The organism is Pseudomonas sp. FSL W7-0098 (genome assembly GCF_005930585.1).
GTDB lineage: Bacteria > Pseudomonadota > Gammaproteobacteria > Pseudomonadales > Pseudomonadaceae > Aquipseudomonas > Aquipseudomonas bubulae.
The window spans coordinates 257,595-284,191 of record NZ_RXHW01000005.1 but is presented as its reverse complement, the minus strand read 5'-3'; the positions used below and the strand labels follow the sequence as shown (position 1 = coordinate 284,191).

The following is a 26,597-nucleotide window of genomic DNA, read 5'->3' as shown; positions in this document are numbered from 1 at the left end:
GACTGCAGAACGCAGCGAGCAAACGATCGGGCTGTTCACGCTCCAAGTACTCAATAGAGAGTGTGCTTACAAACAGCTGCGGCGCCCAAAAATAGAAAGCCCCTGAAGCCATAAGGAGTTCAGGGGTTTAGAAGTAATGGTGGCAGAGACGGAATTGAACTGCACTGTCAATCCCCCGTTTTTTCTGGCTTTCGTCTGGGAGCTTATTAGCGAAGCCCCAGCGGCGAGAAGTTACCTCGCAACCTAAATTGCCTCGTGCCCTCTGCTATGCAAAACACATCCTTCATTTTGGAACCACTCGCTTTGTGCTAAGGCCTCAAATAACGCGGCCTTCCAAGAGTTTTTGCTGTCCCGCCGCTCCACACGAGCTACCCTGTCCAAATGGTTGTGCCGTTCCTGAGGGGACTGGATATCTATCAAATATGCTGCCTGACTGGAAAGTTCGGACGCAGCCTCAATTCCGAATCTCCAAGCTATTTTAAAATCGCGAAAATAATTCACAAGTCTTACCGCTAGGTCGGGAGGCCAGTCGGCAGGCGGAATAGCCTTGAATCTAACAGATGCAGGAACTGTTTCAATTAACTCAGCATAAAGCCAAGGTGTTGTTTCAATAAGGTCTGGTTCGTAGTAAGGGTGTAGGACTTGATCGTCTGAGTTTATTGCAGCAAATCCCTTGCCTTTATTACAGCTAAAGCATGCAGGTGTAAGGTTTAAAAGTAAAACGGAGAATGCTGGATAAATGGATTTCGACATAAAATGGTCAAGTGTCTCCGCAGGTGCGCATGAGCAAAAAGGGCACTTTCCTGATGGAGCAAGCATCATTACTTGATCATAAAATTTGCGGGTGGTGCTTTTTTTTCTCGCTAACTGAGAAGAGTAAAGATCAACAAGCTCTCCTTTCGTTAGACCTCCAACTACAAGCTGATCATCGTTGCCTCTAAGGCACCGTGGAAATGAGAAAAGAGTATTATTTGTGGCGTGCTGATCGTAGTCTGAGAAAAAATTTAAAATATCTTCGCGCGCCGCTATGAATTTATTCGCGAGATGCTGATCGTTGATGTCGCTGACACATGCGTCGTAAACAATTGACGATTCAATCTCTAGTCTTGTGAGTCGCTTCATGAGAAGTTTTCGCCATTTGAGTCACGGGTGGCGATGAGCGTACGCAATACAGCCTGAGCCTCTACACCTAGCTGATCGTTATAACTGGCCATAACACTTTCAAAGCTTCCCCCCTCATTTACCGCATTTCGTAGAACGTCATGGAATCCGGACTTTGTAACTTCTAAGCCGAAAATTTCGCGAGTTAGAACTCCCACATTCTCCCCGAATGTCTCCCGTTCCGGACGATCAGTCCTCCCTTCAGTCCGCAGTCTGGTCAGTTTCCAGACGCATGATCTGGGGACTTCTTGAACAACTACAGGCGAGTGAGATGCAATTATAGCAACCCCATTCCTATCCTGTAATAGTTCGGATAGAGCCCTTGTAAAAGCAGAAAGTAATGGAGGGTGTAAGTGACTTTCAGGTTCATCCATCAGCACGAGTGTCTTTTCATCGATGGTGTCAACAAGCTTAGTCATAGTGAGCAATACTATTTTATGTCCTGAGCTCATCAAAGACATTTTTTTGCCGGCCGGCTGAATACAATTGTCAGCGCTGAATTCCAAAAGACTACCTAGATCCATGTCAGCAAAATTGCTGTCTGACTCAAGTCTAGATATCGCTGTACTCCATCTTTTTTTCTTTCCGGCCTGACTAAAGCAAGACTTCAAGCTGCTTATGAAATCGCCAACTAAGTCTTCTTCTGATTTCGGCGGAATAGGTGTATCTCCGAATCTATGTTTTTTCATTCCTACATAAAAATATGCTACGCCCTTGCTTCTATCTGGTTGTTCTCTCGGCGGAATGAATGGGTCAAATGCACTAAAAGAGACTGATACTACACTACTAAAATAGTTTAAATCTAAGGGGATCGCTCCACCCCATGTTTGCTTTGTGTAGAATTTTCCCCTTGTTTCGCCGGGTGTAGAGATAATTGCATTAATGATGTTATTTAAAAGCGTAGTTTTGCCTACTCCGTTACGTCCGATCAGAATATGAATGTTGGTCGACGGCCTAGATAGGGGGGTTACCTCAAAATCAAGCTCTATTTTTGCGTTTCGCTCATCACCAGGATCAATATAGCTAAAATTAAATTCTGTGAGTTCGGCCAGCCCATCATATACTCGTCTGAACTGTCCATAAATAACCGAAAAACTTACGCTCCTCATTAACGAGTCTTGAAAGACTTTTTCATTTTTTGCGGCTTCAAGTATCTGGTTGTCACAAACAACATCTCTTAGAGATTGTAATAGTGATTTCCTAGTTTCTTGATCGAAATTATCTCTTAATACTTGGTAATACTGAACATCCTGACCTAAGGAGAACCAGTTTTCTGGCAAGGTATTAAATGCTCTAGGTATCGAATCTAGCGACCAACCATGGGGTTGACTGATGTATCCAAATTTTACTGTTCCCAACTCATGTCGTTCACCACGGGCATCAAATAATATTGCTTCGAAAGAAGTTTTAAACGAATAGTCGTCCCAATTGCTTGGTACGAGGTACATGGTGTTCAAACTCTGGGCTGGACTGCGACTTCCATGTTCCACAACAATAAATTTTATTAACATCAAACTTTCCTCATCATGAGATTTTTGCAGCGATAAGCCTGTGACAATATCAGGTCAGGCCATTGGATTTGACTAAAACTTGATTCCGGCTGCCACCTAGGTACCACCGACAGCTTTGGGTAAAACGTGACAAGTGCACGCTAACCAGCTGACAACCCCTGGGTGACCGCATCCACCCATCAGCCCTCACAGGCACATCTTGCAACTATTATGATGGCCAATTAATACCAAAAAGCCAGTTTACGCCTACGCTCACAGATTCCATTTTGAAATGAGCGCACCATGTCGACGATTGAGGTAGCACCAGTAGTAGCTGATGATTTTGAGACTTGGCTAAATGCGCGCCCTAAGTGGCTGCAGACGGCAGCTCGAATGCTAATCGACTCAAAGCGACCGTTGACCCAGGACGAGATCAAAACGCTGGTAAAGCTTTGTAAACTCGAAGCTAGGAATGAAGCCGATCCAGAATTTCTCACCGTAACCCCCGGCACCTTATCGCAGGTAGCCAATAGGCCTTTGCTTCGGATTGAAGAGATCCTAGATGTGCATGGGTTAAACGCAATCAGGGCTGGCGCCCACCTACCATTTGGCAAAAGCAATCTCTCGGTGATCTACGGACAGAATGGAACCGGTAAGAGCGGATTTGCACGGCTGCTAAAGGAGATCTGCGGATCACGATCCAAGGACGAGATACGCAGCAATGTCTTCGATCCAACACCTACACCGTGCCGTGCTCATTTCAAGGTATCAATCGACGGCAAACCGGCGGATGTGCACTGGGACATTCCCAGCGGGCCCCACAAAGCTCTACGACATGCACAGGTGTTCGACAGCAAGGCTGCCCAGCAGTACATGGGCAGGACTGAGGCATGTTATGAGCCCAGCCGGATGAAGTTTGTATCGGCGCTGATCGTCACAGCAGACGCGGTTAATGCAGAGCTTGCCAGAGAGAAAGCATTGCTCAGCAAATCGCTGCCCGTCATACCAGAAACTCTAAATCATACAGCCGAAGCAAAATGGCTTCATGCCCTGAAGGGTGCGACTACTACCGCGAGTATTGATAAGGAGTGTCTGTATACCGACCAGCTAGATCGGGAGCGTATAGAGAGCGAGGCCTTGCTTGCAGAGAAAGACATTGCTGGTCGCCTTTTGGCCATCAACAAAGAAAAAACCGCACTGAAAAGTATTGAAACAGCGATGTCGACACTTCAGCTGGGTCTGAACGATGCAACGGCGCGCGAACTAGAAAACCTGAAGAATACCGCCGTCAAAGCGAGGAGCACCTGCGAAGAGGCGGCGGCAGCCATTTTCGGGAAAGCAGAGCTTGAGGGCGTCGGCTCTGCGACTTGGCAGAAAATGTGGGAGCAAGCACGTGCCTACTCCACCGGTACAGCCTACGTCGACACGGCATTCCCTAACGTCTCAGCTGACTCACGTTGCGTGCTCTGCCACCAAAGCCTCAGCGAGGACGCAAAAGCCCGCCTGACAGGGTTTGAGAAGTTTGTGACCGACGGCCTCGAAACGACCGCCAAGACGGCTGAAAATAGCTTTGCTGATCGCAAAAAGCGACTGCCAATTCTTCCAGGACAAGCCGACTGGATTGTTCATATGTCCACTCTAGGCTTTGAAGAAGCCGATGGGATCACTTGGCTTGGTCTGTTGAAAGCACGGCTTGATCAAATTGCACTGGGTAGCTCTGTAGGCACCTTGCAGCCGTTCGACTGGTCGAGCATAAACGAAGCGGCGAAGACTAAATCTGCAAACCTGATCGAAGAAGAGGCGAGCCTGTCGGCCTTGTTGAAGGATGAGCATCGCCAGAAAATGCAAGACCTAGTTCAGCGACTCCAAGCCAAGCAATGGCTCTCACAAAACAAAACCTCTATCAGTACTGAAAGGGCTAGGCTGATCGCAGTTGCAGCGATAGACAAAGCTTCACGCTCAGCCGCCACCAACGCTTTGACCACCAAGAAAAATGACTTGGCCAAGACTGAGCTGGATGCTGGTTACCAAGCTCGATTCATCGAAGAGTTGAAGCTCCTGGGAGGCCACCGCATTCCAATAGCTCCACAGAGCAAATCGGGCGGAAAAGGAAAAATCACATTCGGTTTGAATCTCGTGGGTGCGCACGGCTCTCATGGCTTGGAATACATCTTGAGCGAGGGTGAAACCAGAATCGCCGCACTCGCCGCGTTCCTTGCGGACACTACAGGCTCAAACCAGCTGGCCCCGTTCATTTTCGATGACCCGATATCGTCGCTTGACCAAGACTTTGAAGAGAAGGTCGTCGAGCGCTTGGCATCATTGTCACTGACGAGACAAGTCATCATATTCACTCACCGGCTTTCTCTTGTAGCCCAGGTAGAAGCTGTTACCAATAAATGGGCGAAGACTCCAGGGATGCCCTCAATCAAGCCGACCCTCACGTCACTTCAAAGGATGGCGAAGACTGCAGGTATCGTCGCCACTGCGAGCGCTAGAGACCTGAGACCGGAAAGCGCTGTCCGGGGATTAATCGACAATACGATTACACGCTTGAAAAAGCATCAGGAGAAGGCTGAGGTCGAGGCTTACGAGGCTCTTGCCAAGAGCGCATGCAGTGACTTCAGGATCATTGTCGAGAAGACGGTAGAGTACATTCTGTTGGCGGATGTCGTAGGTCGTTTCAGACGTGCAATCAATACCCAAGGCAAGCTGCACAAGGTCGCTAAGGTAACAAATGACGACTGCAATTTCATAGATAACCTCATGACCCGCTACTCAGTGTTCGAGCATGCTCAGTCTGAGGAGATGCCTAGCAGTGCTCTTGAACTGGATGTATTCGAAACCGATGTAACAGCCTTGCAACGCTGGATCACCGAGTTTGGATCTAGAGCCAGCTAATATGAGTCATTGAGCAAGGGTCAGAATCATGCCGAGCGTTTTGATTCTGGCCTGCTGCTAGCCACCAAGATCCCTCAAGGCAAATCTCGCGCCTGGAACTAATATGAAAACGAAATTCCGGACTTGTCACGCCTGCTCCTGAGGACTATCCCGGTGTTCGACCCACATTCCCAGATCAACCACAAGCAGTCCACCCTTCATGACCGGTTTGTGAAGGTAAGGCCTTTCATATCTGTGGTTGCATAGCAGATTGGCTGTTACCCCGTTCACCGGGAAAAATCCTGGTACCCCTACAAAAACTTGGCGGCAATCGATTGTGATGAAAGTGATGTTATGGCTACAGTCTTGGAACCAGCTTTCAAGATGGCTGAAGCGGCCAGACCATCACCTTTCAGTCTGCACGCAGATTCAGAGCGCCGCGAGCAGTTGTTCAACCTGTTCACCTCCCAGACACTGAATAGGTCGACAGGATCGGCTCCATCGAGCTGCAAGAGTTCAAATGTCCCGATTCTGTCATCGGCCGACGTGAAATTCTTAAAGTACTCCAGGCTGTAACAGTCATTGAAAAGGGTGAGTAGCCAATCATCAGTTTCCGAGACCATGAGACAGTGAGAGATCTCTCTCCATGGGATGATGCTTAGCATCGTGATACGTTTGCCAAGTGCGACTGCCGTCAGCACTGCATATGAGAGCAGAGGCTTTTACTGTCAACAAAGCAGTTTTGATGCCGGAGAGCTCGACGAGCTGGCATAGCACACCTACTTGATGGATCAGAAGACTGTCTCACCGTGCAGTAGTGAGCCGAATTGACTATAAAGTTATTGACGTTGGCAGGCACAACTTAACTCTTGAAGATAATGCTCCGTGAATTCTCAGAATATACTCAGTAATTGATAAGGAGAGTCAGGATGCAGACCGTTGCTCTGAGATTTTACCAAGGCAGTGATCTGTTTTTCATTTATTGGGTAGGCATGCTCTGTTGGCGTGCTTTGTGCAGGCATGCGTAACGCTTTTCAAAAACCCAAGGAAAATGCTCCGGTAGAATAAGCCCTAGCTCATTCCAGCTGAAGGGTTAGATTGGCGGGCATTTTATGCATAATGTTAGTTCCGCTGAGTCTGAAAGCCGCAGAAAGTCTAATTCGTGAAGCCTTTGGTTAGCCAATATATCGGTTGATGACGGTGGTAATTTATCAGGTTATATAGCAGATATTGACACCGTGCTGCCGATTGTCTCGTTAACATAAGACGGAAAATGACGCGCCAAAATTCAATTTCCTTAAATTGACACGGCGAAATTTTCGATGAAATCGTTGTGTGCGTTGAAATAATTGTAGTAGTTTAAAAAGGTTAACGTCCGTACATGCGAATATTGTTGTTCGCACGGAATATGCAGAGTGGCAGTATATCTATATTAGTCTATTCCGGAATTGAAAGATCTTCTTGCGATTATAGGTTGGTAGGGCGCTCGTGTTTAAAAAATCTGTTAGGTGTGTATAGATGAAGAATTTCAAATACAAAAAAGTCGTAATAGCGGGCCAGTGCATAGATGTTTTGGAATCGCTGGCGGGTGAAGTAATTGAGTGTGTAGAAGAATATGCTAGGCGACTATTCTCTAGTAATGCTCCTGTTGGTACCGTAAAGACTTACACGCCGTGCGTGTGTAAGTACTTAGATTTTACTGTTGAATACATGGCTGTTATGGTTGCATCAGATTGGGGTGATTCAAGTAAGTACTCCGTTGTGGATCTCTATTTTCAAGCGTTAAGTTTTGGGCGAGAGTCTGAATTGGAAATCGTGCAGGTTTTGGTTAAGCGTTTAGGATGGAGTATATCGTCATCCGCAACTATGAAAATTCATAGAGGTGCTTTAAATCTTTTTTTTCAGCTGTCCGAAAAGTATGTGGACTCAAGTGCTGCAGTTGCACAATTCGATCAGTTAGATCCAGGATCGAGTAGGACACTAATTTCGCACGTTCCAGAGGCGTCTGATTTTGATTACAAAAGAAAAGGGTGGGGAAGTAGAAGGGTTAACTCATATCTTGCGGAATGCATAGCTGGTGGGGCAGGGGTAAAAGCCCTGAATTTCATACCTCAATATTTCGTTGGTGGATCCACACGAAATGTCGGGGAGCTCAAGCTTCATCTAGACGATGTTGTGCGGATGATAGAACAAACGCGCAATATCAGAGATCGGGTTTATTATTCGTTATTGGCCGCGGGAGGCGCGCGCGTATCTGAAGTTTTGCAAGTGCTGATTTCTGATATCGATGTGAAGAATAGGATTGTCTATATTCGTGATCCACGGAATAGGAAAAAAAATTACCTAAATATGGGCTTGTCAATGTCTCAAGTTAATTCTCTTAGATTTAAGGGGAGAGCCAATCAACGGCTTACTCTGATTGAGCCTTTCGCTACGATGTTTTGGGAAAGTCTCCCGAGGTTATTGTTATCGCCTCTATTACCTTGTTTAGATGTTAATGGATTTTATATTTCTCATAATTTTCTTTTTTGCGTAAGTAGAGGGCCTACAAAAGGAATGCCTATGTGTTTGGTTGATCAGTCTCCAATTCTCCGAACATTCAAGGCAAATCTTAAGAGAATAGGTGTTTGTGTTGGGGCGCAACATGATGTTCGGCATATGTATATCTCTTATCTTTGCAATGATATCCCCACTAATAATGGTAAAGGTTTAGGGGTTGAGAAAACAAGTAGTTATGTTGGTCATATAAACATTGAAAGTACGGAAATCTATAATCACGTTGATTCATCCAGCGCTTTGGAAGCTGCAGAAGATTTTTATACGCTCAATGGTTACTACGAACATATTCTAATGGGCTCTATTAAATGAATGTAAACTTCACAGATAAGCCGATATTTCTCGTTGATGACGAAACAATTAACGAGGCTGTTCGAAAAAATATCAGAACCGTTAGCGTATTTTTAGATACAACTTATGGCTCAATCAAAGCGAGCTATGAGTCTATAAACCCCAGTCCTGCCATGAAACCGTACACCTTCAAAAAGTTTTTTGTTTTTTCTAAACGCTGTGGTAAAAAATTTTATGACGCTTCATGGGTAATGGCGGCGTACGAGTACGTATTGTTGGGTGATCTAAAAGCACCAGAAAATTTAGTGGTGAAACTCTTGATGGAAGACGCAGTTGATTATCTTCCTGCAACAAAGGTTTGCTTGAGGAGAGCGCTTTGGCTTTTATTGGTTTTATTGTTTAAAGATAAATGTTTGCTATTGACGCCACTACTCAAAGCTAACCAGTTTAAGCATGCCTCACCCGTGCTTCTTGAGTTTGGTTTGGTTCATTATCCTGAGTTAATGGCTTTCACAGTCTCTGCTAGGGATAAAGTTAATCTTCCCTCTTTTTGGCAGGGAGTGGATCAGCGAGTTAGAGAAAGAGTGGCGCAATACGGAGCGCGGCTATTCTGGATTATTGGAGCAGTTAAGCCGGAAGACTTGACTGTAGAAAGTCTAGTTGCGGTTCATCAAAAATATTATTATGAGAACGAGCGGCTTACTGCTGAATTGCCTGTTCATACGATTGTTCACTATGTATGCAATTTTTTTGGAGAGCGGGTGGGCTTCAGCTATGATGAACTATATCATGCCCTTAATGCACTAAGACCTATTAAGTATAAGTCCGGGACAAGGGGGGAGCTAACGGCGATAAATTTTGTTCCGATTATCGAACGTGCAGAGTCAGATGATCAGATTGTGGATTATTGTCGTCTCCTCGTGCGAAACCAATTCTTGCCGGCAAAAATTCTACAGAATCCCATTTTGAGTAACTCGAACTTTCACAATTCTCCGGCACTTTTGCGATGGATTGCCGTGCAAAAGTCGTATTTGGAACTCAAGGCTTATGAAGATGTGCCCCATAGTGCACTTGGTCTGAACTTATTAAATATATACTTGTTTGTGTATTTGGATAAGTGGTTTTGTTTGTTTGGAGATGCAGTGGGTTTTTCCTATCCAGAGCATATATCTCAATTGGATTTAATATTTGTCGCGCCCATCACTAGGAATTTTGGAACGCCGTTGCCTCTTAAAGGGTTTATCGAAAGTATGACAAAGGATTCACCTACTGTGAAGTATGCATCCTTGCAGCAGCTTCGAGTCATGTTTGAGTGGATGGAGGCAAAAAAATTCAGAGATGAAAAGGGTTATTTCCAGAATTTCCTATTGAAAATCGATATGCCGGAAAGTGCTGGGTTGCCGAATTCTGATAAGCGTCCATTCAAACGGGCCGAATACAGTCTCGCAATTAACTATCTTTATTGTGTCTTTTTGGCCTTAGAAGTTCTTAATGATGATGTGTTAAATCATGCCTACGCAGATATTATGTATGGTAGCTTGGAAGAGCGTGCCTTATCGTTAGGGTGGAGCAACGAATTTTATTTTTCCGGTCGTAAATATGTAGTTAACGTGTTGCCGCGCTGCTTTTTTAAACGTTGGTGCATTCCATTGGCGGATGGAGCAAACAAAACTATTTTCAGTCCGCATCTCGTCGTGCATTCTATTGCAGCCGTTGAAAGCGGTCTTAGGCATCAGTCTGTTCAATGGTTGTCCACCGACTTTGATAAGTACGTGGTGGGAAAGGCTGAACTAAATAGAGCATATTGGTTGCACGTTGTGGTAGACAAAGTGAAGAAGCGGCCAATCAAAACCATCGTCAGTGGTCAAACAATTGTGGCTTTGCGTTATCAGAGAAAAATTCGCGGATTGGTTTCGGCCCAATCTTTTAATAGGCTTAAGAGCTATGAGAATAGACATGATAATGTCCGTGAGGAGTACCTTCCTCTTTTTTCGAAATCCATTCCTAACGGAGATCCATACACAGATAACGTATATTCTGAAGCGTATTTGTTTTTTTTAGTAGGGTTTCAGTTTTTTCTTAAGGAGCACGGTATTGTCTCAAGATTCTTTGAGTTCAAGCCGAGGGGATTTGGTCAGGGTGAGACTGTAGTTCCAAATCGTGTTGTGGTTTTGAATGTGCATTTTCCGTACTGTCCTGTACGCCTCGTCACAGATATGACACCTCACCATACGCGCAACAGTACCGTTAAAGTGTGGCAGCGAGTTATGAAAGACAGCGAGGTTGGAAAGTTTAAAACAGGTCAAGGCGTACGCACTGTTCGCTATTACGGCACTCTCATAGACGAAGACTATAATGAGGTGACTGAAAAGATCAGTAGTCATATAGCAAAAATATGGAAAGGAAATCGCCTCGATGCATCTCATCCAAACTCGAATTTTCGGAAAGCCCTAAGTGCCGATGTACCTCAGGCGTTGCGCGATTTCAACTGTGTTACTATGTCGCATAATTCTGTGTATCAAAATGAATCAGTATTGAGAAATTTGGGTGCCAAATATGATAATAAAGTGAGTTATCACTCTACTCATATATGCACAAAAGGGGATAAGTGTACACAAGAAATAATTGATGAGGGGCTCGAAAAGCGATGTGGGTTGTGCATTTTTTCTGTGAAAGGGATTGATAATATTCCAGCCATTGACGTCAAGATTTACAATCTTTCTATGGAAGTGGAAGAGCTACATTCCTACGCCGATTCTATCTCTGAAGAAAATATCTATGAGTTAGAACAGGTTGACGAAAAACTTGAGAAAACCGTGTCTGATCTTCTAGGCTGGACATGGAGTCGCGACTATTTGGTGGAGTGCTATCGGCGCGATGTCGCATTGAGCGATAAGCTTGTTTCTATTCAGCCCCAGCTCATGAAAAAAAGCATGCGCGAAGTAGAGATGGATGACTCATCGATTCAGTATATTTTCTCAAGACTATATGAAAATAGTCTATATCCTGAATTGCAAACTGAAGTAATAAGGGCTAAATATAACTTTCTGAAGATGCGCTTGCGCGGCGGTAGTGTAGATGTTGCAGAGATTTTTAAGCCAGTAACTTCAGATCCTGCTGCTCTAGTGGTGGCTCAGGTTAAGTCAATGCTCAGTGTTAATAAAATAACTATTGATGAGTTTACCAAAAGGTTAGAGGTGGCTCAGGTTGTCGCATTGGAAGAGTATTCGCCTGTAATATTGAGTTCGGATGGAGAAAGTGATGTCGAGTAATTACGCCGTCTGGCAACATAAAAAGGCAAACTCTAGGATGGATATGACCTTAGATATATTGAACTCAATGCGAGCAAGGAAATCTCCAGCTTCCAAAATTACTGAGCTGGCTGAGATTATTTGTCAAACTATTAGGGCGGTGGAACAGCGTCAGGTTCTCGCGGAGGGAAAGAAATATCGGCCAATTGATAACAGTACGCTCCTAAGGGCAGATGGTAAATACCGTCCACTGCTCGACGCTTATATGATTGAACGAAGAATGCATGCCGGTGATCTGGAAAGTGCTGTTGTGGATCCTATTGTTAGGCGGATGATCGTATCGAAAAATATTAATATTGCAGATCTCACTTGTAAACTCGATCGCGCTCATAAGAGAATTGAGCATCAAAATAAGCGCTTTGAAAATAAAATGTGGCCTGTAGCAGCAGTTAATTTTGACGTTGATGATATGGGCAGGGCAGCAGACGTTCTATTCGATATGCTGATCGGTACAGAGCTTTTTAAGTTTGATGAACAAACAGGTGATGTACTATTTGTTACTAGGGCCCGTAGAGTCGCAATTTCTAGACAAGATATCGCGACTTTCACAAATTGGCGTAAGGCTAGGTTAGCCAATGTGTCGAGTGTGGACTTGGTATCCTAGAGGCAAATTATTATAAAGAATGGTGTGGAGGCTGCGCGACTAGTTTTTGTCGGAGTTGCGGGACGGATGACCATGTAGTGATTTCGGTTTGGACTCATTGCCTCGTCTAGATAATCTGGATCTATCTGGCGCGACATTTCAGCGTGCTCTGATCACAATCTCAGACGCCCAATAAAAGGATCTTTTGTTGGCGGGACGAGGGTGCGCTGAACGCTTCATTGAGCAGTTGAGTGTCTGGTGTTATCAGGAGGGCTTGATTGATCTGGCCACCGAGAGATCATCTGCACTGCAGTGCAGTGTGCGTGATAGGAGCTCTTCAGACACCAGGGAAAATGCGAATCTAAAACATCTGCTTGCTAGACCGTGCGGTGGGACGCAGGAAGGCAGATTTATTACTGAGTAAGCTATTTTGCAATGCCAATCTGAGGCCTATTCAATTTTTTTCATCGGGGGGGGGGCGGCTGACGATAATACACGTACTCAGTTTGACTTAACGTCAGGAGCGTATTTTCGAAAAATCAGACGACGTCGTAGGTGCTCTGCCTGATTGCTGGTTGATAAAGTTTGCCATGCAGGGGATTGCGTGACCGCGACAGCGTGCGAACCGGTGAGTCAGCAGTGCAGCACGAAGCACGAAGCACGTACTCAAGCCAGGTCTTCGTAGTGTTAGCTGACCGGGAGCCGACAATCATCATGCAGATAGCTCGCTGGATGAAAGAAACCGGTGATATGCGGTCGCTACGAAAAAGCTGGCCTGAGGAGTGTTCTGATGGCCCGGTAGCGATGCCAACGTCATCACATTCCGTACAGAATCTAGCTAAGGCGGGGTGATTGAACGAAACGTGTTTTTGTGCGAGCCCCTGTCGTCGGACTGAAAGGAATTTTATAGAGTATCCTTTACCTCAATGTGCAGTAACTGCGTACTGAAGTCTATTGATTTTAAAGGGTTTTCTTGGCTTGTCGCCCGGGGAATGTCGGATAAGGGTTCGAACCCCGCCTGGGACACCAGATACGCAAAGGCCCCGCACTGTTGAACAGGCGGGGCCTTTTTTGTGGCTTTCAATCAGCCAGTCAGGCCTGGCCGAGCAGCCCGCGGCCCGCCAGGTTCTTCATCAGTGCACTGACCCCGAACGCCCATTGTGGCGCCTGGTCGCTGCCGGTCACGCGGTTGTGCAACGCTCCCAGTGTCGGTGACGAGATGCTTACAACATCATCGGCCTTATGGGTAAACCCCTGGCCCGGCTGGTCGCGGTCTTCGGTAGGAGCGAACAGGGTACCCAGGAACAGGACAAAACCGTCCGGGTACTGGTGGTTGGCGTTGAGCGTCTGTTCGGCCAGGTCCGCCGGGTCGCGGCTGATCTGGTTCATTGAGCTTTTGCCGTTCAGCACGTAGCCATCGACACCTTCAACACGCAAGGTCACTTCACAATGGCGCACGTCGTCGAGGTTGAAGTGTTCGTCAAACAGGCGAATAAAGGGCCCCAGTGCACAGGAGGCGTTGTTGTCCTTGGCCTTGCTCAGCAGTAACGCGCTGCGACCTTCGAAGTCGCGCAGGTTGACGTCGTTGCCCAGGGTCGCGCCGTGGATTCGGCCCTGGCTGTCTACCGCCAGCACCACTTCCGGCTCCGGGTTGTTCCAGCTTGAACCGGGGTGGATGCCAATGGCGCTGCCGCTGCCCACCGCAGCGAGGATCGGTGCCTTGGTGAAAATTTCGGCGTCGGGGCCGATACCCACTTCCAGGTACTGCGACCACATGTTCTGTTCGATCAGCACTTGTTTGAGGCGCATGGCTTCTGGCGAGCCGGGGCGCAGGTCGCGCAGGTTATTACCAATCACTTCGTGCACCAGGGCACGAACCTCTTCGGCACGGTGGGCATCGCCTCCGGCTTTTTCCTCGATCACCCGTTCGATCATGCTGGCAGCAAAAGTCACACCCGCCGCCTTGATCACTTGCAGATCTGCCGGGGCCAGCAGGTAGGGTTTGCCCATGTCGCGCTGCTCGCCGCTGTTGGCCAGCAAGGCCTGCATCGTGCCCAATACGGTGCCGCGGATTTCACGCACGGCTTGCAGCGGGTTGTCGCTATCGAGCAGCAGGCTCAGGGTGGGGAAGTGGGCCGTGCAGTCGATTACTTCACCGTCACGAATCACCACCACGGCCGGGCCGCCACGTTCGCCGGGCAACCACACGCGACCGACCAGGGTGGCGCGCTGCCAGTCATCGGGCAGGGTGTTTTCTATGGTCAATTGCAGCGTTTGCATATACGTGATCCTTGAAAAGAGTGCTTGGTGGGAGCGAGCTTGGTCGCGATCAAGTCACCACGGGTTGGCTGACCATCTGCAGTGTCTGCTTCGCGAGCAGGCTCGCTCCCACAGGTAATGTGTTTGTCGTGTCTAGTGGGAGTGACGGGGCGGGCCGTTTTCCGGGATCACGCGCCAGTACAGGGTGGCCGGTTCGAGGCAGCCGCCGGTGGAGAGCTGGCCGACCAGTTGGCGGTAGAGTTCCTGCCACGGAGTTTGTGACGGGGCCAGCGGTGGCAGCGGTTCCTGGCGGCGTTCGTTGAGCACGCTTTCGTCCACCAGCAGGTTGACGCTGCGCGCGTTGAGGTCGACGCGCAGGCGATCGCCGGTGCGCAGTAACGACAGACCGCCACCCACCGCAGATTCCGGGGACATGTTGAGAATTGACGGGCTGGCCGAGGTGCCGCTTTGGCGGCCATCACCCATGCAGGGCAGGGAGTCGATCCCGGCCTTGATCAGGTTGGAAGGTGGCGCCATGTTCACGACCTCGCCGCTGCCGGGGAAGCCCACGGTGCCGCAGCCTCGAATCACCAGAATGCAGCGCTCGTCGATGTCCAGCGAAGGGTCGTTGATCCGCGCCGTGTAGTCTTCCGGGCCCTCGAACACAATAGCCCGCGCTTCGAAGCTGTTGGGTTGCAACGGGTCGCTGAGGTAGGTCTTGCGAAATGCTTCGCCCACCACTGACATTTTCATGATGGCACTGTCGAAGAAGTTGCCGCTGAGTACGATAAAACCGGCTCGGTGCATCAGCGGGTCTTCGTAGGAACGGATCACGTCACGGTCGCCGGTGACGCAGTCGGCAACCACGTCACCCATGCTGCGGCCACTGACCGTGAGGCAGTCGCGGTGCAGGCGGCCGACCTTGTCCAGTTCATGCATCACCGCCGGTACACCGCCTGCGCGGTGGAAACTTTCACCCAGGTACTCGCCGGCGGGCATGCAGTTGACCAGCAAGGGCACGTCTTCGCCGACGCGCTGCCAGTCTTCCAGTGACAGCTCGATACCGCTGTGGCGGGCGATGGCAATCAGATGTGGCGGGCAGTTGGTGGATGCGCCCAGCGCCGAGGCCACGGCAATGGCGTTTTCGAAGGCCGCGTGGGTCATGATCTGGGAGGGGCGTACGTCTTCGCGCACCAGGTCGACGATGCGCATCCCGGTGGCATAGGCCATTTGCCCGCGCTCGCGGTACGGTGCCGGGATGCTCGCGCAGCCGGGCAGGGACATACCCAGTGCCTCGGCCAGGGCGTTCATCGACAGCGCAGTGCCCATGGTGTTGCAGTGACCCACCGACGGCGATGATGCGGTGGTCAGGGTCATAAAACCTTCGTAATCGATTTCGCCGGCGCTGAGCAGATTGCGCGCATGCCACAGTACGGTGCCCGAACCAATGCGCTGGCCTTTGTGCCAGCCGTCGAGCATCGGCCCGCCGGACAGCACGATGGAAGGCAGGTCGGTGGTGGCCGCTGCCATCAGGCAGGCCGGGGTGGTTTTGTCGCAACCGGTGGTCAGCACTACGCCGTCCAGCGGGTAACCATGCAGCACCTCGACCAGGCCCAGGTAGGCGAGGTTGCGGTCGAGGGCCGCGGTGGGGCGGCGCGACTGTTCGGCAATCGGGTGTACCGGAAACTCCATCGGGATGCCACCTGCATCGCGAATGCCGTCCTTGACCCGCTTGGCCAGTTCGATGTGATGGCGGTTGCAGGGTGTCAGGTCGCTGCCGGTCTGGGCGATGCCGATAATCGGCCGCCCCGATTGCAGTTCGGCGCGGGTCAGGCCCTGGTTCATGTAGCGTTCCACATACAGTGCGGTCAGGTCGGCGTGGCTTGGGTCGTCGAACCACAGCTGGCTGCGCAGGCGGCGTGGGGTTGAATCGGTCATGGCAGGCTCCGGCTGATTATTTTATTCAGGCAATGGGTTGTTGCGGCGCAACTGGCGGATCAGTCCGGCGTGGTCGAGTTCGCCGTCACCGGCCTCGACCATGGCGGCAAACAGGCTGTCTACCAGGCTGCCGACGGGCAGGTTCAGGCCCAGTTTTTGTGCTTGGGCCATGGCGGTGCGGGTGTCCTTGAGCTGCCATTTGGCCGGGCCACCGGGAGTGAAATCGTTGTTCAGCATGCGTTGGCCGTGCTGGCGCCAGATCGGCGAGTCGACAAAACCACCCATCAACGCTTCGTGGACCTTTGCCGGGTCGGCGCCGCCGCGCTCGGCCAGCAGCAAGCCCTCGGCGACGGTGGCGATGGTGCTGGCGACGATCAACTGGTTGACCAGCTTGGACAACTCGCCGGTGCCCGCCGGGCCGACATGCACCGGGCGGCCCATGGCGGCCAGTACTTCGCGGCCCTGCTCAAAGGCGGCCGTTTCGCCGCCAACCATGATTGCCAGGCTGGCCTCCCGCGCTCCGCGCTCGCCCCCCGACACCGGGGCGTCGAGGTAGCGCAGGCGGCGTTCGGCACACAACCGCGCCTGTTCAACGGCGGTGTCGACCGGGATCGAACTCATCACGATCACCAGCGCCCCCGGTGCCAGTGCCAGGGCGGCACCGTTTTCACCAAACAGCACCTCGTCACAGGTTGGGCCATCGCTGAGCATGCAGATCAGCACCTGAGCACCGTCTGCCGCTCCTGCCGGGGTCGGCGCAACCGCCGCCCCCAGTGTTGCCAGCGCCTGCAACTTGCCCGGCGAGCGGTTCCAGGCCCGCACCGGGAAGCCGGCGTGCAGCAGGTTGCGGGCCATGGGCAGGCCCATGATCCCGGTACCGATAAAGGCTACGCTTGGCAGGTTCATGCTTTTCCTCCAGTGGCAGGGGCCAGTGCGGCGCCAATTTGCGATTCTTTATTGCGCGGCATCAGCACCATGCCCAGGCCACCCAGGCCAACCAGTGCGGCGATCACCAGAAACCCCGGGGTGTAGCTGCCGGTCACGGTGAACAGGTAGCCGGTCAGGTAAGGGCCGATAAAACCGCTGAGGTTGCCGATGGAGTTGATCAGGCCAATGCCCACGGCCGCGCCGACACCGGTCAGCACTTGCCCGGGGACTGCCCAGAACACGTTGATCGCGCTGTACACGCCCATCGCCAGCAGAATGAAACCGATGACAATGATCCACGGCTGGTTGAGCCACAGCGCCACGGCAATCGACACTGCCGCGAGCATGGCGGCACCGCCGGCATGCCAGTGACGTTCTTGCAGGCGGTCAGAGCGCCGGCTCCACCAGATCATCGCCACAGCAGCAACGGCATAGGGAATGGCGGTGATCAGGCCGTTCTGCATCAGGCCGATTTCCAGGCCGAAGGTACCGCGGAACGATGCCAGAACCGTTGGCATGAAGAAGTTCATCGCGTTGGAGCCCGAGGTGATGCCGAAATACACCAGTGCCAGCAGCCATACCTGGCGGTTGCACAGGGCCTTGCGGATCATCTGGCCCTTGGTCGGTTGCACTCCCACCACCAGCGGTTTGTTGCGCTCTTCCTGGGCCAGGGTGTTGATCAGCCAGGTGCGCTGTTTGTCGGTCAGCCAGTGGGCATCGGCCGGGTGGTCGGTGAGGTAGAAGTAGCACACCACACCGAGGATCACCGCCGGTACGGCTTCGACGATGTACATCAGGCGCCAGCCGACAAAGCCCCAGGCATCGCCCATCTCCATCAGGCCCACCGACAGCGGTGCGCCGATGATTTGCGCGATGGGTACGCCCAGATAAAACGAGGCGATCATGCGTGCGCGATAGCGGCTCGGGAACCACAGCGACAGCAGATAGATCACGCCAGGGAAGAACCCGGCTTCGGCAATACCCAGCAGCACGCGCAGGGAGATGAAGTGGATGGGTGTCTGCAGGAAGCCCATGGCGCCGGCGATGATGCCCCAGGTCACCATGATCCGCGCGATCCACACACGGGCGCCGTAGCGGTGCAGCAAAATGTTGCTCGGCACTTCGAACATGAAATAGCCGAGGAAGAAAATACCTGCGCCCAGGCCATAAATGGTCTGGCTGATGCCGATATCTTCGTTCATGCGCAGTGCGGCGAAACCGACGTTGTTGCGGTCCAGAAAGGCGACCACAAACAGCAGTACAAGAAAAGGAATCATGCGCCTGGTCACGCGCTTGATTGTCTGTTGTTCGATGTCCGAGACATCGGTGAGTGGAGTAGTCATGTGGCACGACCTCAGTTTTTATTGTTGTGAGTAGCGTGAGCGTTGCAGCATTTGGGTGAGACAGGGCTTTTTGTGGGAGCGGGCTTGCTCGCGATGGGATCGCTGCGGGGCTTCAGTTGCACCGCGTCGCCTTGATCGCGAGCAAGCCCGCTCCCACAAGGGAGTGGTGGGTTATTTGCCGGCCGTATCCTCGATATGTGCGCGCACGATGGCATCGAAGTCCGCGTCGGCGGTAAAGCCCAGGGCACGGGCGCGGGGGGCTTCTACCTTGCTCGGCCAGCTTTCGACGATACGCTGGATAGTCGCGTCGGGCTCCCAGCGAATCAGTTTGACCACGTCATCACCGGCCACCCGTTGCAGCGCCGCGACCATGTCGGCCACGGTGGTGGTCACGCCCGGCAACGGGATAATGCTCTGGTTGCCCAGGGTTTCTGGCGACAGGGTCATGCCCAGCAGCATCGACTCAATAATGCGCCGCGGCGAGGTGAGGTAAACCTGGGTATCCGGGCGTACCGGGCATACGGCAGGCAGGCCCACCAGTGGCTCGCGGATGATCGAACTGAAGAAGGTCGAGGCCGCCTTGTTCGGCTTGCCGGGGCGTACAGCCACGGTTGGCAGGCGCAGCACCCGGCCGTCGACAAAGCCTTTGCGCGCATAGTCGGCGACCAGCAATTCGCCTACGGCTTTTTGCATGCCGTAGGACGATTGCGGGGTAAGCACGGTGTTGTCATCAACGACTGGCGGCAGGGCGCCGCCAAATACCGCAAAACCGCTGGCGTAGACGAAGCGCGGCGCGTTGCCTTGCTTGCGCAGGGTTTCGAGCAGCAGCATCAGTCCGTGCAGGTTGACCTGCATGCCCAGGTCGAAATCCGCTTCGGCCGCCGAGCTGACCACGGCTGCCAGATGCCACACCAGGTCCACGCCATCGGTGACGCGGGCGATGACATCGGGGTCGGCTATATCGCCGGTCACCAGCTCGATGCGCGGGTCGCTCGGCACATCTTCGCCGGCAAAGGCGTCGAACAACACGATGCGCTCAATGGTGCGAGGCGCCTGGCCTTCAAAGGTCAGGCTGTTCATGTCGAGCAGGCGCTGGGCCAGTTGTTTGCCGATAAAGCCGGTGCCGCCAGTAATCAGAATGCGCATGTGTAAAACCCTTTCTTATAGTTGTGTGAGCGTGAAGTCAGTCGGCCTGTACGGTGAGCTGGCGCTGTTCGCCAAGGCCGCTGATGCCCAGGTGCATGACCTGGCCTGCGCGCATGTACACCGGGGTTGGTTTGATCCCCAGGCCCACACCCGGCGGTGTGCCGGTGGAAATCACGTCGCCCGGTTGCAGCGACATGCAGCGGCTCAGGTAAGCAATCAGGGCCGGGATCTGAAAGACCATGGTGCGGGTGTTGCCGTTCTGGTAGCGCTGTCCGTCGACTTCAAGCCAAAGATCGAGCTGGTGCGGGTCGCTGATCTCATCGCGGGTCACCAGCCATGGTCCGAGGGGGCCAAAGGTGTCAAAGCCCTTGCCCTTGTCCCAGGTGCCGCCACGTTCGATCTGCCATTCGCGCTCCGACACATCGTTGATCACGCAGTATCCGGCCACGTGCTCCAGGGCGTTATGTTCATCGATATTGCGTCCACCCTTGCCGATCACCACGCCCAGCTCGACTTCCCAGTCGGTTTTGGTCGAGTCGCGGGGGATTTCCACGTTGTCGTTGGGACCGCAGATGGCGCTGGTCCATTTGCTGAATACCACCGGTTCCGACGGCACCGCCAGGCCCGACTCGGCAGCGTGGTCGGCGTAGTTCAGGCCGATGCAGATAAACTTGCCGACCTGGCCGACGCAGGCGCCGATACGTGGCGAACCGCTGACCAGCGGCAAACTGGCGGGGTCGATTTTGCTCAGTGTTTCCAGGCTTGCGGCTGACAGCGCAGCGCCTGCAACGTCGGCGATATGCGCCGACAAATCGCGGATATTGCCTTGGGCATCGAGCAGGCCGGGTTTTTCCTGACCTTTATCGCCGTAGCGCAGCAGTTTCATAAAAGCTCCTTTGGTGCATGGAAATAAATCTAGTGTGGGAGCGAGCCTGCTCGCGAATGCATCAATGCGGTGCCACTTAAACACCGAGGTGCCTGCATCGCGAGCAGGCTCGCTCCCACAGGGTTTCCCACAAAATGCTTAATTACTCATCCCGCCATCGATCACCTGGACGGTGCCGGTGGTATAGCTGCTGGCATCGCTGGCCAGGTACAGCGCCAGTTGTGCGATTTCTTCAGCGCTGCCGATGCGGCCCATGGGCTGGCGGTCAACAAAGGCCTGATAGACCTCAGCTTCGGAGCGCCCTTGCTCAAGGGCCTGTTCGGCGATGCGCTGGCGTAGCGAAGGGGAGTCCACCGTGCCGGGGCAAATGGCGTTGCAGCGAATGCCCTGGCGCACGTAGTCGGCGGCGACCGATTTGCTCAGGCCGATCACCGCAGCCTTGCTGGCGGTGTAGGCAAAGCGGTTGGGCACGCCTTTGACGCTGGAGGCCACCGAAGCCATGTTGATGATCGAGCCGCCGCCGTTTTCCAGCATGCCGGGGAGGAAGCCGCGGATCATGCGGTACATGGCGGTGACATTGAGGTCGAAAGAAAATTGCCAGGCCTGCTCGTCGCACTCCAGCAGGGCACCGCTGTGCACATAGCCTGCGCAGTTGAACAGCACGTCGATAGCGCCCAGTTGCTGGCAGATGGCATCGATGGCGCAAGCTTGGGTCACGTCCAGGGGCAGGACTTGAATACCGGGGATATCTTGCAGGGCTTCGACATGCAGGTCGGTGGCGATGACCTGCGCGCCCGCATCGCGAAAGGCCAGTACCGAAGCGCGGCCTATGCCTTGCGCCGCAGCAGTTATCAGCACACGTTTGTTGGCTAGATTCATGACGAAAGTCCGTTGTTATTATTTGGCCCAACAGCTGCACACTAATATTGCTTTGCGATAATCGCCAATGAGATATTCTCAGGTCTTAATAACCGGGGGTTATCGGATGGCGGATGTCGGATTTAACCAGTTGTGCAACTGGCTGCGGTTTCGCCATTTGGTGCTGATCGACACCCTGGCGCGCACGCAAAACATGCATGCGACTGCGCAGGAAATGAGCATCAGCCAGCCAGCCGTGAGCAAGATGTTGCGCGAAATCGAGCACCAGCTTGGCTTCGAAGTATTTGCCCGTTTGCCGCGCAGCATGACCCTTACCGATCTGGGCAGCCATGTGGCCCGTTTTGCCCAGATCGCGTTGAACGACACCGGTCAGTTTGTCAGCCAGATCAACCATCTGCGCCAGGGTGGGCATGGCCTGATCAAGGTCGGCACCATTTATGCGGCCACAGCCCTGGCCGTGCCTGCTGCCATTGTGCGGGTCAAGCAGGACTGGCCGTTGCTCACCGTGCAAGTGCTTGAGGGCACCAGTGCCAATATGCTGACCTTGCTCGAGCACAAGGAACTGGACCTGGTGGTGGCCCGTTTTACCCTCGATCGTCATCGTGAGTTGTTTGAATTCCAGGCGCTGGCGCCGGAGCCGTTGTGCCTGGTTACGGGCAGCCAGCACCCGCTGGCCGGGGCCAGTGAAGTGCCACTGGCGGATTTGGGCAGTTGGCCGTGGGTGATTTACCCGACGGGCACGCCGATGCGCGCACGGGTGGAAAAAGCCTTCGTCGAAGCAGGCATGCAGACCCCGGAAAACACCGTCGAAACCGTGTCCTTGCAGACCACCATGCAACTGCTGCAAACCACCCCGTCGGTGGCGATGCTGGCCGAGTCGATGGTCGAACCGGAAATCCAGGCCGGTCGCCTGACCCGCCTGGCCTTGCCGTTTCCGCTGGTGCTGGCTGACTACGGGGTGATTACCCGGCGCAACGATGTCCCGCAGTGGTCGGCAAAAGCCTTTATCGACGCCTTGTTAAGTGGCCCCGACGCTCTGCGTGGTGCTCGCCAGACGCCTTGATAACGCAGGGTTATTAACTGATGGAATGATGTAATTGGGCACAGGCCAAACCGCCCTCTAAAGTGAGCGTCGCCCCACCTGTCGGGTAGGGGCGCAACCGCTCATGAGAGGCGCGTATGAGAACAATAAAAAGCTACAAGACGCTGACGATCTTCTTTCTGTTCCTGATTGGCGTGGTCAACTACCTTGACCGCAGCGCCTTATCCATCGCCAACACCACCATCCAGAAAGACCTGGCTATCAGTCCGATGCAAATGGGGGTGATGCTCTCGGCGTTCTCCATTGCCTACGCCTTTTCACAACTGCCTCTTGGTGCCTTGATCGACAAGTTGGGCAGCAAGCTGGCACTGGGTGGATCGCTGGTGGTGTGGTCGGTTGCGCAGGCGGCCTTCGGCCTGTTCAGCAGCTATGGCCATCTGGTCGGCTTGCGGGTGTTGCTGGGGATAGGTGAGGCGCCGGTGTTTCCTTCGGCGGCCAAGGCATTGTCGGAGTGGTTCGATACCCAGGAGCGCGGCACGGCGACCGGCTGGGTGTGGTCTTCGACCTGTATCGGCCCGTGCCTGGCCCCGCCGTTGTTGACTGTTTTCATGGTGCATCTGGGCTGGCGCGGGATGTTTATCCTTACCGGCGTCATGGGACTGGTATTGGCACTGTGCTGGTTCAAGTTCTACAAGAGCAAGGCGCAATACATGGCCGAGACAGGTCGTGCGGAACCGGTGCCGGTGCAACAGGTCAAGGCGGCGAAAGTGCGCTGGACCTCGTTGTTCAGGGATCGCAACACCTGGGGGGCGTTCCTCGGGTTTATGGGTGTGATTTACATGATCTGGCTCAATCTCACCTGGTTGCCCGGTTATTTTGAGCGTGAGCACGGTCTGGATCTGTATCGCACGGCCTGGGTGGTATCGCTGGCTTATTTGTTTGGCGCGTTGGGCACCATTGTGGCCGGTAAATGCTGTGATCGACTGGTGGCACGAGGCATGCGGGTATTGGCCAGCCGCAAGCTGATGGTGATTCTGGGGCTACTGGGCGGGGCGCTGTTCACGCTGATTGTGGCCTTTACCACCAACGTGGTGGCGTGCGTGATCCTGCTGTGCCTGACCATGTTCTTTATCAACATCTCCAGTGCCACGGCGTGGATGATCGTCAACACCATTGTGCCGTCGGAGCGTGTGGCTTCGTTTGGCTCGATCCAGAACTTTGGCGGTTACCTGGCAGGTTCCATAGCGCCGATCCTGACTGGATTCAGCGTGCAGCAGAGCGGTTCGTTTTCCTCGGCATTTGTGATCAGTGCGGTGGTGGCGGCGTGTTCGGCCTTTGCCTACTTTGCGTTGCTCAAGGAACCGCAGGCACCGGAAGCGCCCTTGGCCACCCTTGCTCCCGCCTGACTGAGCCCTTGTGGGAGCGGGCTTGCTCGCGATGGCATCCCCGGGGTGCGCCAGCCAGACCGCGTTGTGTGCATCGCAGGCAATCCAGCTCCCACAGGTTTTGCGGTGCTCACAAAATCCGGGGTCAGCCGCGTACCTCTGTGGGAGCGGGCTTGCTCGCGATGGCATCCCCGGGGTGCGCCAGCCAGACCGCGTTGTGTGCATCGCAGGCAATCCAGCTCTCACAGGTTTGCGGTGATCACAAAAAAGTCCCACGACATATCCCGTCAAACGATGCCCGTTGTGGCTGGCCCGCTACTGACTAGCCTTTGAAATTCATCAACTCATAGAGTCAGGCCATGCCTTCTTTTTCTGCCTCCCACCGCCTGCGCCGTGGTCGTTACAGCGAGCAAAATCGCATTTATCTTCTGACCGCCAATACGCTTGAACGCCAACCGATTTTCCTGAACTGGCGCGTAGGCCGACGGGTGGTCGAACAGTTCAAGCGGGCACAAGAGCAGGGGCTGGCCACTTCGCTGGCATGGGTGGTGATGCCGGATCACTTTCATTGGCTGATCAGCCTTGATAAAGGCTCGCTGGATGAGTTGATGTGTCGCACAAAATCGTTGAGCACCCGCGCAATCAACCAGTCCACTGGGCAAACAGGCCGCCGTTGGCAGCAGGGCTACCACGACCATGCCTTGCGGCGTGATGAAGATATCAAGCAGATGGCCCGTTATGTGATTGCCAACCCGCTGCGCGCCGGGCTGGTCCAGCGGGTGGGGGACTACCCCTTGTGGTACGCAATCTGGGTTTGATCCCACAGGGGGGATAGGTGTTTACCGTTACAACCACGACTCGGTAATGCGCCGGTCCAGTTCTTCCCAGTCAGCCATGCCCAGCACCCGGGTGGTGTTGAGGCCGCGCAGGTAGCCGCGCAGCTGTTGGGCACTGGCCTGGATGTCGGCAGTCGGAGTGTTTGCGCTGTGCAGCGTCTCTTCGTAGAGGCTCAGGTATTCGTTTACGCGGTCGCGGTACTCGGGCAGTACCGCTTCACGGATCAGGTCGAAGGTGCGCAGTTTTTGATTGGTATTCACGGGTCACCCTTTGTGAGTTTACGGGCTGTTGTTTGTTACCCAATGTAGCTCACATGTGACCCGTGTTAATACCCGCAGTGCCCCTCAGTGTGGTGTGGCTGCCGGGGCCGGGAGTTTGCCCGGATTGCCGCTCGCCCTCGCTGAGCGAATCAGCATCAATGCGCCCAGCAGCGCCGTGCCGGCCAGAAAGTACATGCCCGCGTGCGGGTTGTTGAAGTAGCCCTCGGCCCAGGTTTTGACCGTGGGTGCAAGAAAACCGCCCAAGTTGCCCAGGGCACCGATCACGGCAATCCCGCTGGCCGCCGCTGCACCACCCAGAAAGCGGGTAGGCAGTGTCCAGAACAACGGTTGCACGGTGATAAAACCGGCGGCAGCCACGCAGAACGCCATAATCACCAGCACCAGGTTGCCACTCAAGGTCGAGCCGATCATGCCCACTGCGGCCATTGCCAGCATCAATGCGGCATAGCGGGTTTGTTGGCCCTTGCGGTCAGCATGGCGTGTCACCAGGTACAGCATGCATACGGTGGCAATCCACGGAATGGAGGTCAGGGCGCCGACCTTAAGGCCAATGCCGGTACCCAGCAACTCGGCGATCCGCGTTGGCAGGTAGAACAGCACGCCATACACGCTGACCTGAATGGTGAAGTAGATCAGGGTGAAGTACAGCACCACCGGGTTGAACATTGCTGCACGCCACGACGACGGGCCTTTGTTGGCTTTTTGCAGTTGCTCTTTTTCCAGCTCGTGTTCGATCGCGGCCTTTTCTTCGGTGTTCAGCCACTTGGCATCCCGGGGTTTGTCGGTCAGGTAGAAGAACGCGAATACGCCGATGATCGAGGCCGCCAGGCCTTCGGTGACAAACATCCATTGCCAGCCGGTAAGGCCGAACTGCGCGCTTTCCAGCAACCAGCCCGATACCGGGCCGCCCACCATCAACGACACCGGCACGCCAAAATAGTAAATGCCATAGGCCGAGCCACGCTGGTTCTGCGGGAACCAGTAGGTCAGGTACAACACCACCCCCGGCGATAGCCCGGCTTCGGCTACGCCCAGCAGAAACCGCAGGATATAGAAGCTGGTTTCGTCGTGGGCAAACATCATCGCCGCTGAGACCAGGCCCCAGGTCACCATGATCCGGCTCAGCCAGATGCGTGCGCCGATCTTGTGCAGCATCAGGTTGCTCGGTACTTCGAACACGGCATAGCCGATAAAGAAAATCCCCGCACCCAGGGCAAATGCCGCGTTGCTCAGGCCGGTGTCCGCCTGCAGGGCGTGTTTGGCAAAGCCGATATTGGAACGATCGATGATCGCCATGGCGAACATCAGGGCGACAAAGGGCAGGATGCGCCAGCGGATCTTGCTCAGCGCCTGTTGCAGTGCGGGGTTGGTCATGGGGTGCTCCGTTATTGTTTTTGTGGAG

Annotated in this window: 19 protein-coding genes; 7 read left to right on the top strand and 12 right to left on the bottom strand. The window is 53.4% G+C overall.

The window, feature by feature from the left end; translation table 11 throughout:
* Positions 1-243 precede the first annotated feature (243 nt).
* Positions 244-1,122 (bottom strand): HNH endonuclease, encoded by an 879-nt coding sequence (locus FHL07_RS11635; RefSeq protein ID WP_138738501.1) that lies wholly within the window; start codon positions 1,120-1,122, stop codon positions 244-246.
* On the bottom strand, positions 1,119-2,672 hold the full coding sequence (locus FHL07_RS11630) for an AAA family ATPase (protein ID WP_138738500.1): 1,554 nt from the start codon (positions 2,670-2,672) through the stop codon (positions 1,119-1,121). Before FHL07_RS11630 ends, FHL07_RS11635 begins: the two co-directional genes overlap by 4 nt.
* A gap of 282 nt (positions 2,673-2,954) precedes the next feature.
* On the opposite strand from FHL07_RS11630, the gene FHL07_RS11625 reads away from it, so the two are divergent.
* A complete protein-coding gene (locus FHL07_RS11625) occupies positions 2,955-5,552 on the top strand; it encodes an AAA family ATPase (protein ID WP_138738499.1) in 2,598 nt (865 codons plus the stop codon).
* 290 nt (positions 5,553-5,842) lie between these two features.
* Here the strand turns inward: FHL07_RS11625 and FHL07_RS24015 are convergent, their stop codons facing one another.
* The gene (locus FHL07_RS24015) at positions 5,843-6,232 is read right to left on the bottom strand and encodes a DUF7693 family protein (RefSeq protein WP_446730759.1); all 390 of its coding nucleotides are present in this window, start codon (positions 6,230-6,232) and stop codon (positions 5,843-5,845) included.
* Between the two features lie 817 nt (positions 6,233-7,049).
* On the opposite strand from FHL07_RS24015, the gene FHL07_RS11620 reads away from it, so the two are divergent.
* From FHL07_RS11620 to FHL07_RS11610, 3 genes are read left to right on the top strand one after another with little or no spacing between them, the layout of a single operon-like run.
* Entirely contained in the window at positions 7,050-8,399 is a 1,350-nt protein-coding gene (locus tag FHL07_RS11620; RefSeq protein ID WP_138738498.1) for a tyrosine-type recombinase/integrase, read from the top strand.
* Positions 8,396-11,650: a hypothetical protein gene (locus FHL07_RS11615; RefSeq protein ID WP_138738497.1), complete on the top strand. Its 3,255-nt coding sequence runs from the start codon at positions 8,396-8,398 to the stop codon at positions 11,648-11,650. Before FHL07_RS11620 ends, FHL07_RS11615 begins: the two co-directional genes overlap by 4 nt.
* Positions 11,640-12,293 (top strand): hypothetical protein, encoded by a 654-nt coding sequence (locus tag FHL07_RS11610; RefSeq protein WP_138738496.1) that lies wholly within the window; start codon positions 11,640-11,642, stop codon positions 12,291-12,293. Before FHL07_RS11615 ends, FHL07_RS11610 begins: the two co-directional genes overlap by 11 nt.
* Before the next feature lie 1,071 nt (positions 12,294-13,364).
* Here the strand turns inward: FHL07_RS11610 and FHL07_RS11605 are convergent.
* The 7 genes from FHL07_RS11605 to FHL07_RS11575 form a co-directional block, all read right to left on the bottom strand.
* The gene (locus tag FHL07_RS11605; protein ID WP_095020873.1) at positions 13,365-14,552 is read right to left on the bottom strand and encodes a fumarylacetoacetate hydrolase family protein; all 1,188 of its coding nucleotides are present in this window, start codon (positions 14,550-14,552) and stop codon (positions 13,365-13,367) included.
* A gap of 132 nt (positions 14,553-14,684) precedes the next feature.
* Entirely contained in the window at positions 14,685-16,469 is a 1,785-nt protein-coding gene (locus tag FHL07_RS11600; protein WP_095003372.1) for an IlvD/Edd family dehydratase, read from the bottom strand.
* Positions 16,470-16,490: 21 nt separating this feature from the next.
* Positions 16,491-17,375: an NAD(P)-dependent oxidoreductase gene (locus FHL07_RS11595; protein WP_138738495.1), complete on the bottom strand. Its 885-nt coding sequence runs from the start codon at positions 17,373-17,375 to the stop codon at positions 16,491-16,493.
* Positions 17,372-18,739: an MFS transporter gene (locus tag FHL07_RS11590; RefSeq protein WP_095003374.1), complete on the bottom strand. Its 1,368-nt coding sequence runs from the start codon at positions 18,737-18,739 to the stop codon at positions 17,372-17,374. Before FHL07_RS11590 ends, FHL07_RS11595 begins: the two co-directional genes overlap by 4 nt.
* A gap of 171 nt (positions 18,740-18,910) precedes the next feature.
* Positions 18,911-19,885, bottom strand: coding sequence for a D-erythronate dehydrogenase (gene denD, locus FHL07_RS11585; protein ID WP_138738494.1), 975 nt, complete (start codon positions 19,883-19,885; stop codon positions 18,911-18,913).
* A 37-nt stretch (positions 19,886-19,922) separates the two neighbouring features.
* Positions 19,923-20,771 (bottom strand): ureidoglycolate lyase, encoded by an 849-nt coding sequence (locus tag FHL07_RS11580; protein ID WP_138738493.1) that lies wholly within the window; start codon positions 20,769-20,771, stop codon positions 19,923-19,925.
* Between the two features lie 138 nt (positions 20,772-20,909).
* Complete coding sequence (locus FHL07_RS11575; RefSeq protein WP_138738492.1) at positions 20,910-21,650, bottom strand: SDR family oxidoreductase; 741 nt, start codon at positions 21,648-21,650, stop codon at positions 20,910-20,912.
* Positions 21,651-21,756: 106 nt separating this feature from the next.
* Here FHL07_RS11575 and FHL07_RS11570 point away from each other — a divergent pair, with 106 nt between their 5' ends.
* From FHL07_RS11570 to FHL07_RS11560, 3 genes are all read left to right on the top strand, one after another.
* Positions 21,757-22,713, top strand: a complete 957-nt coding sequence (locus FHL07_RS11570) for a LysR family transcriptional regulator (RefSeq protein WP_095003378.1) — start codon at positions 21,757-21,759, stop codon at positions 22,711-22,713.
* 116 nt (positions 22,714-22,829) lie between these two features.
* Positions 22,830-24,098: an MFS transporter gene (locus tag FHL07_RS11565; RefSeq protein ID WP_095003379.1), complete on the top strand. Its 1,269-nt coding sequence runs from the start codon at positions 22,830-22,832 to the stop codon at positions 24,096-24,098.
* A 338-nt stretch (positions 24,099-24,436) separates the two neighbouring features.
* On the top strand, positions 24,437-24,895 hold the full coding sequence (locus tag FHL07_RS11560) for an REP-associated tyrosine transposase (RefSeq protein ID WP_095019227.1): 459 nt from the start codon (positions 24,437-24,439) through the stop codon (positions 24,893-24,895).
* Between the two features lie 27 nt (positions 24,896-24,922).
* Here FHL07_RS11560 and FHL07_RS11555 read toward each other — a convergent pair whose 3' ends face one another.
* A complete protein-coding gene (locus tag FHL07_RS11555) occupies positions 24,923-25,174 on the bottom strand; it encodes a hypothetical protein (protein WP_095001843.1) in 252 nt (83 codons plus the stop codon).
* A gap of 84 nt (positions 25,175-25,258) precedes the next feature.
* Positions 25,259-26,569 (bottom strand): MFS transporter, encoded by a 1,311-nt coding sequence (locus FHL07_RS11550; protein ID WP_095001842.1) that lies wholly within the window; start codon positions 26,567-26,569, stop codon positions 25,259-25,261.
* Positions 26,570-26,597 lie beyond the last annotated feature (28 nt).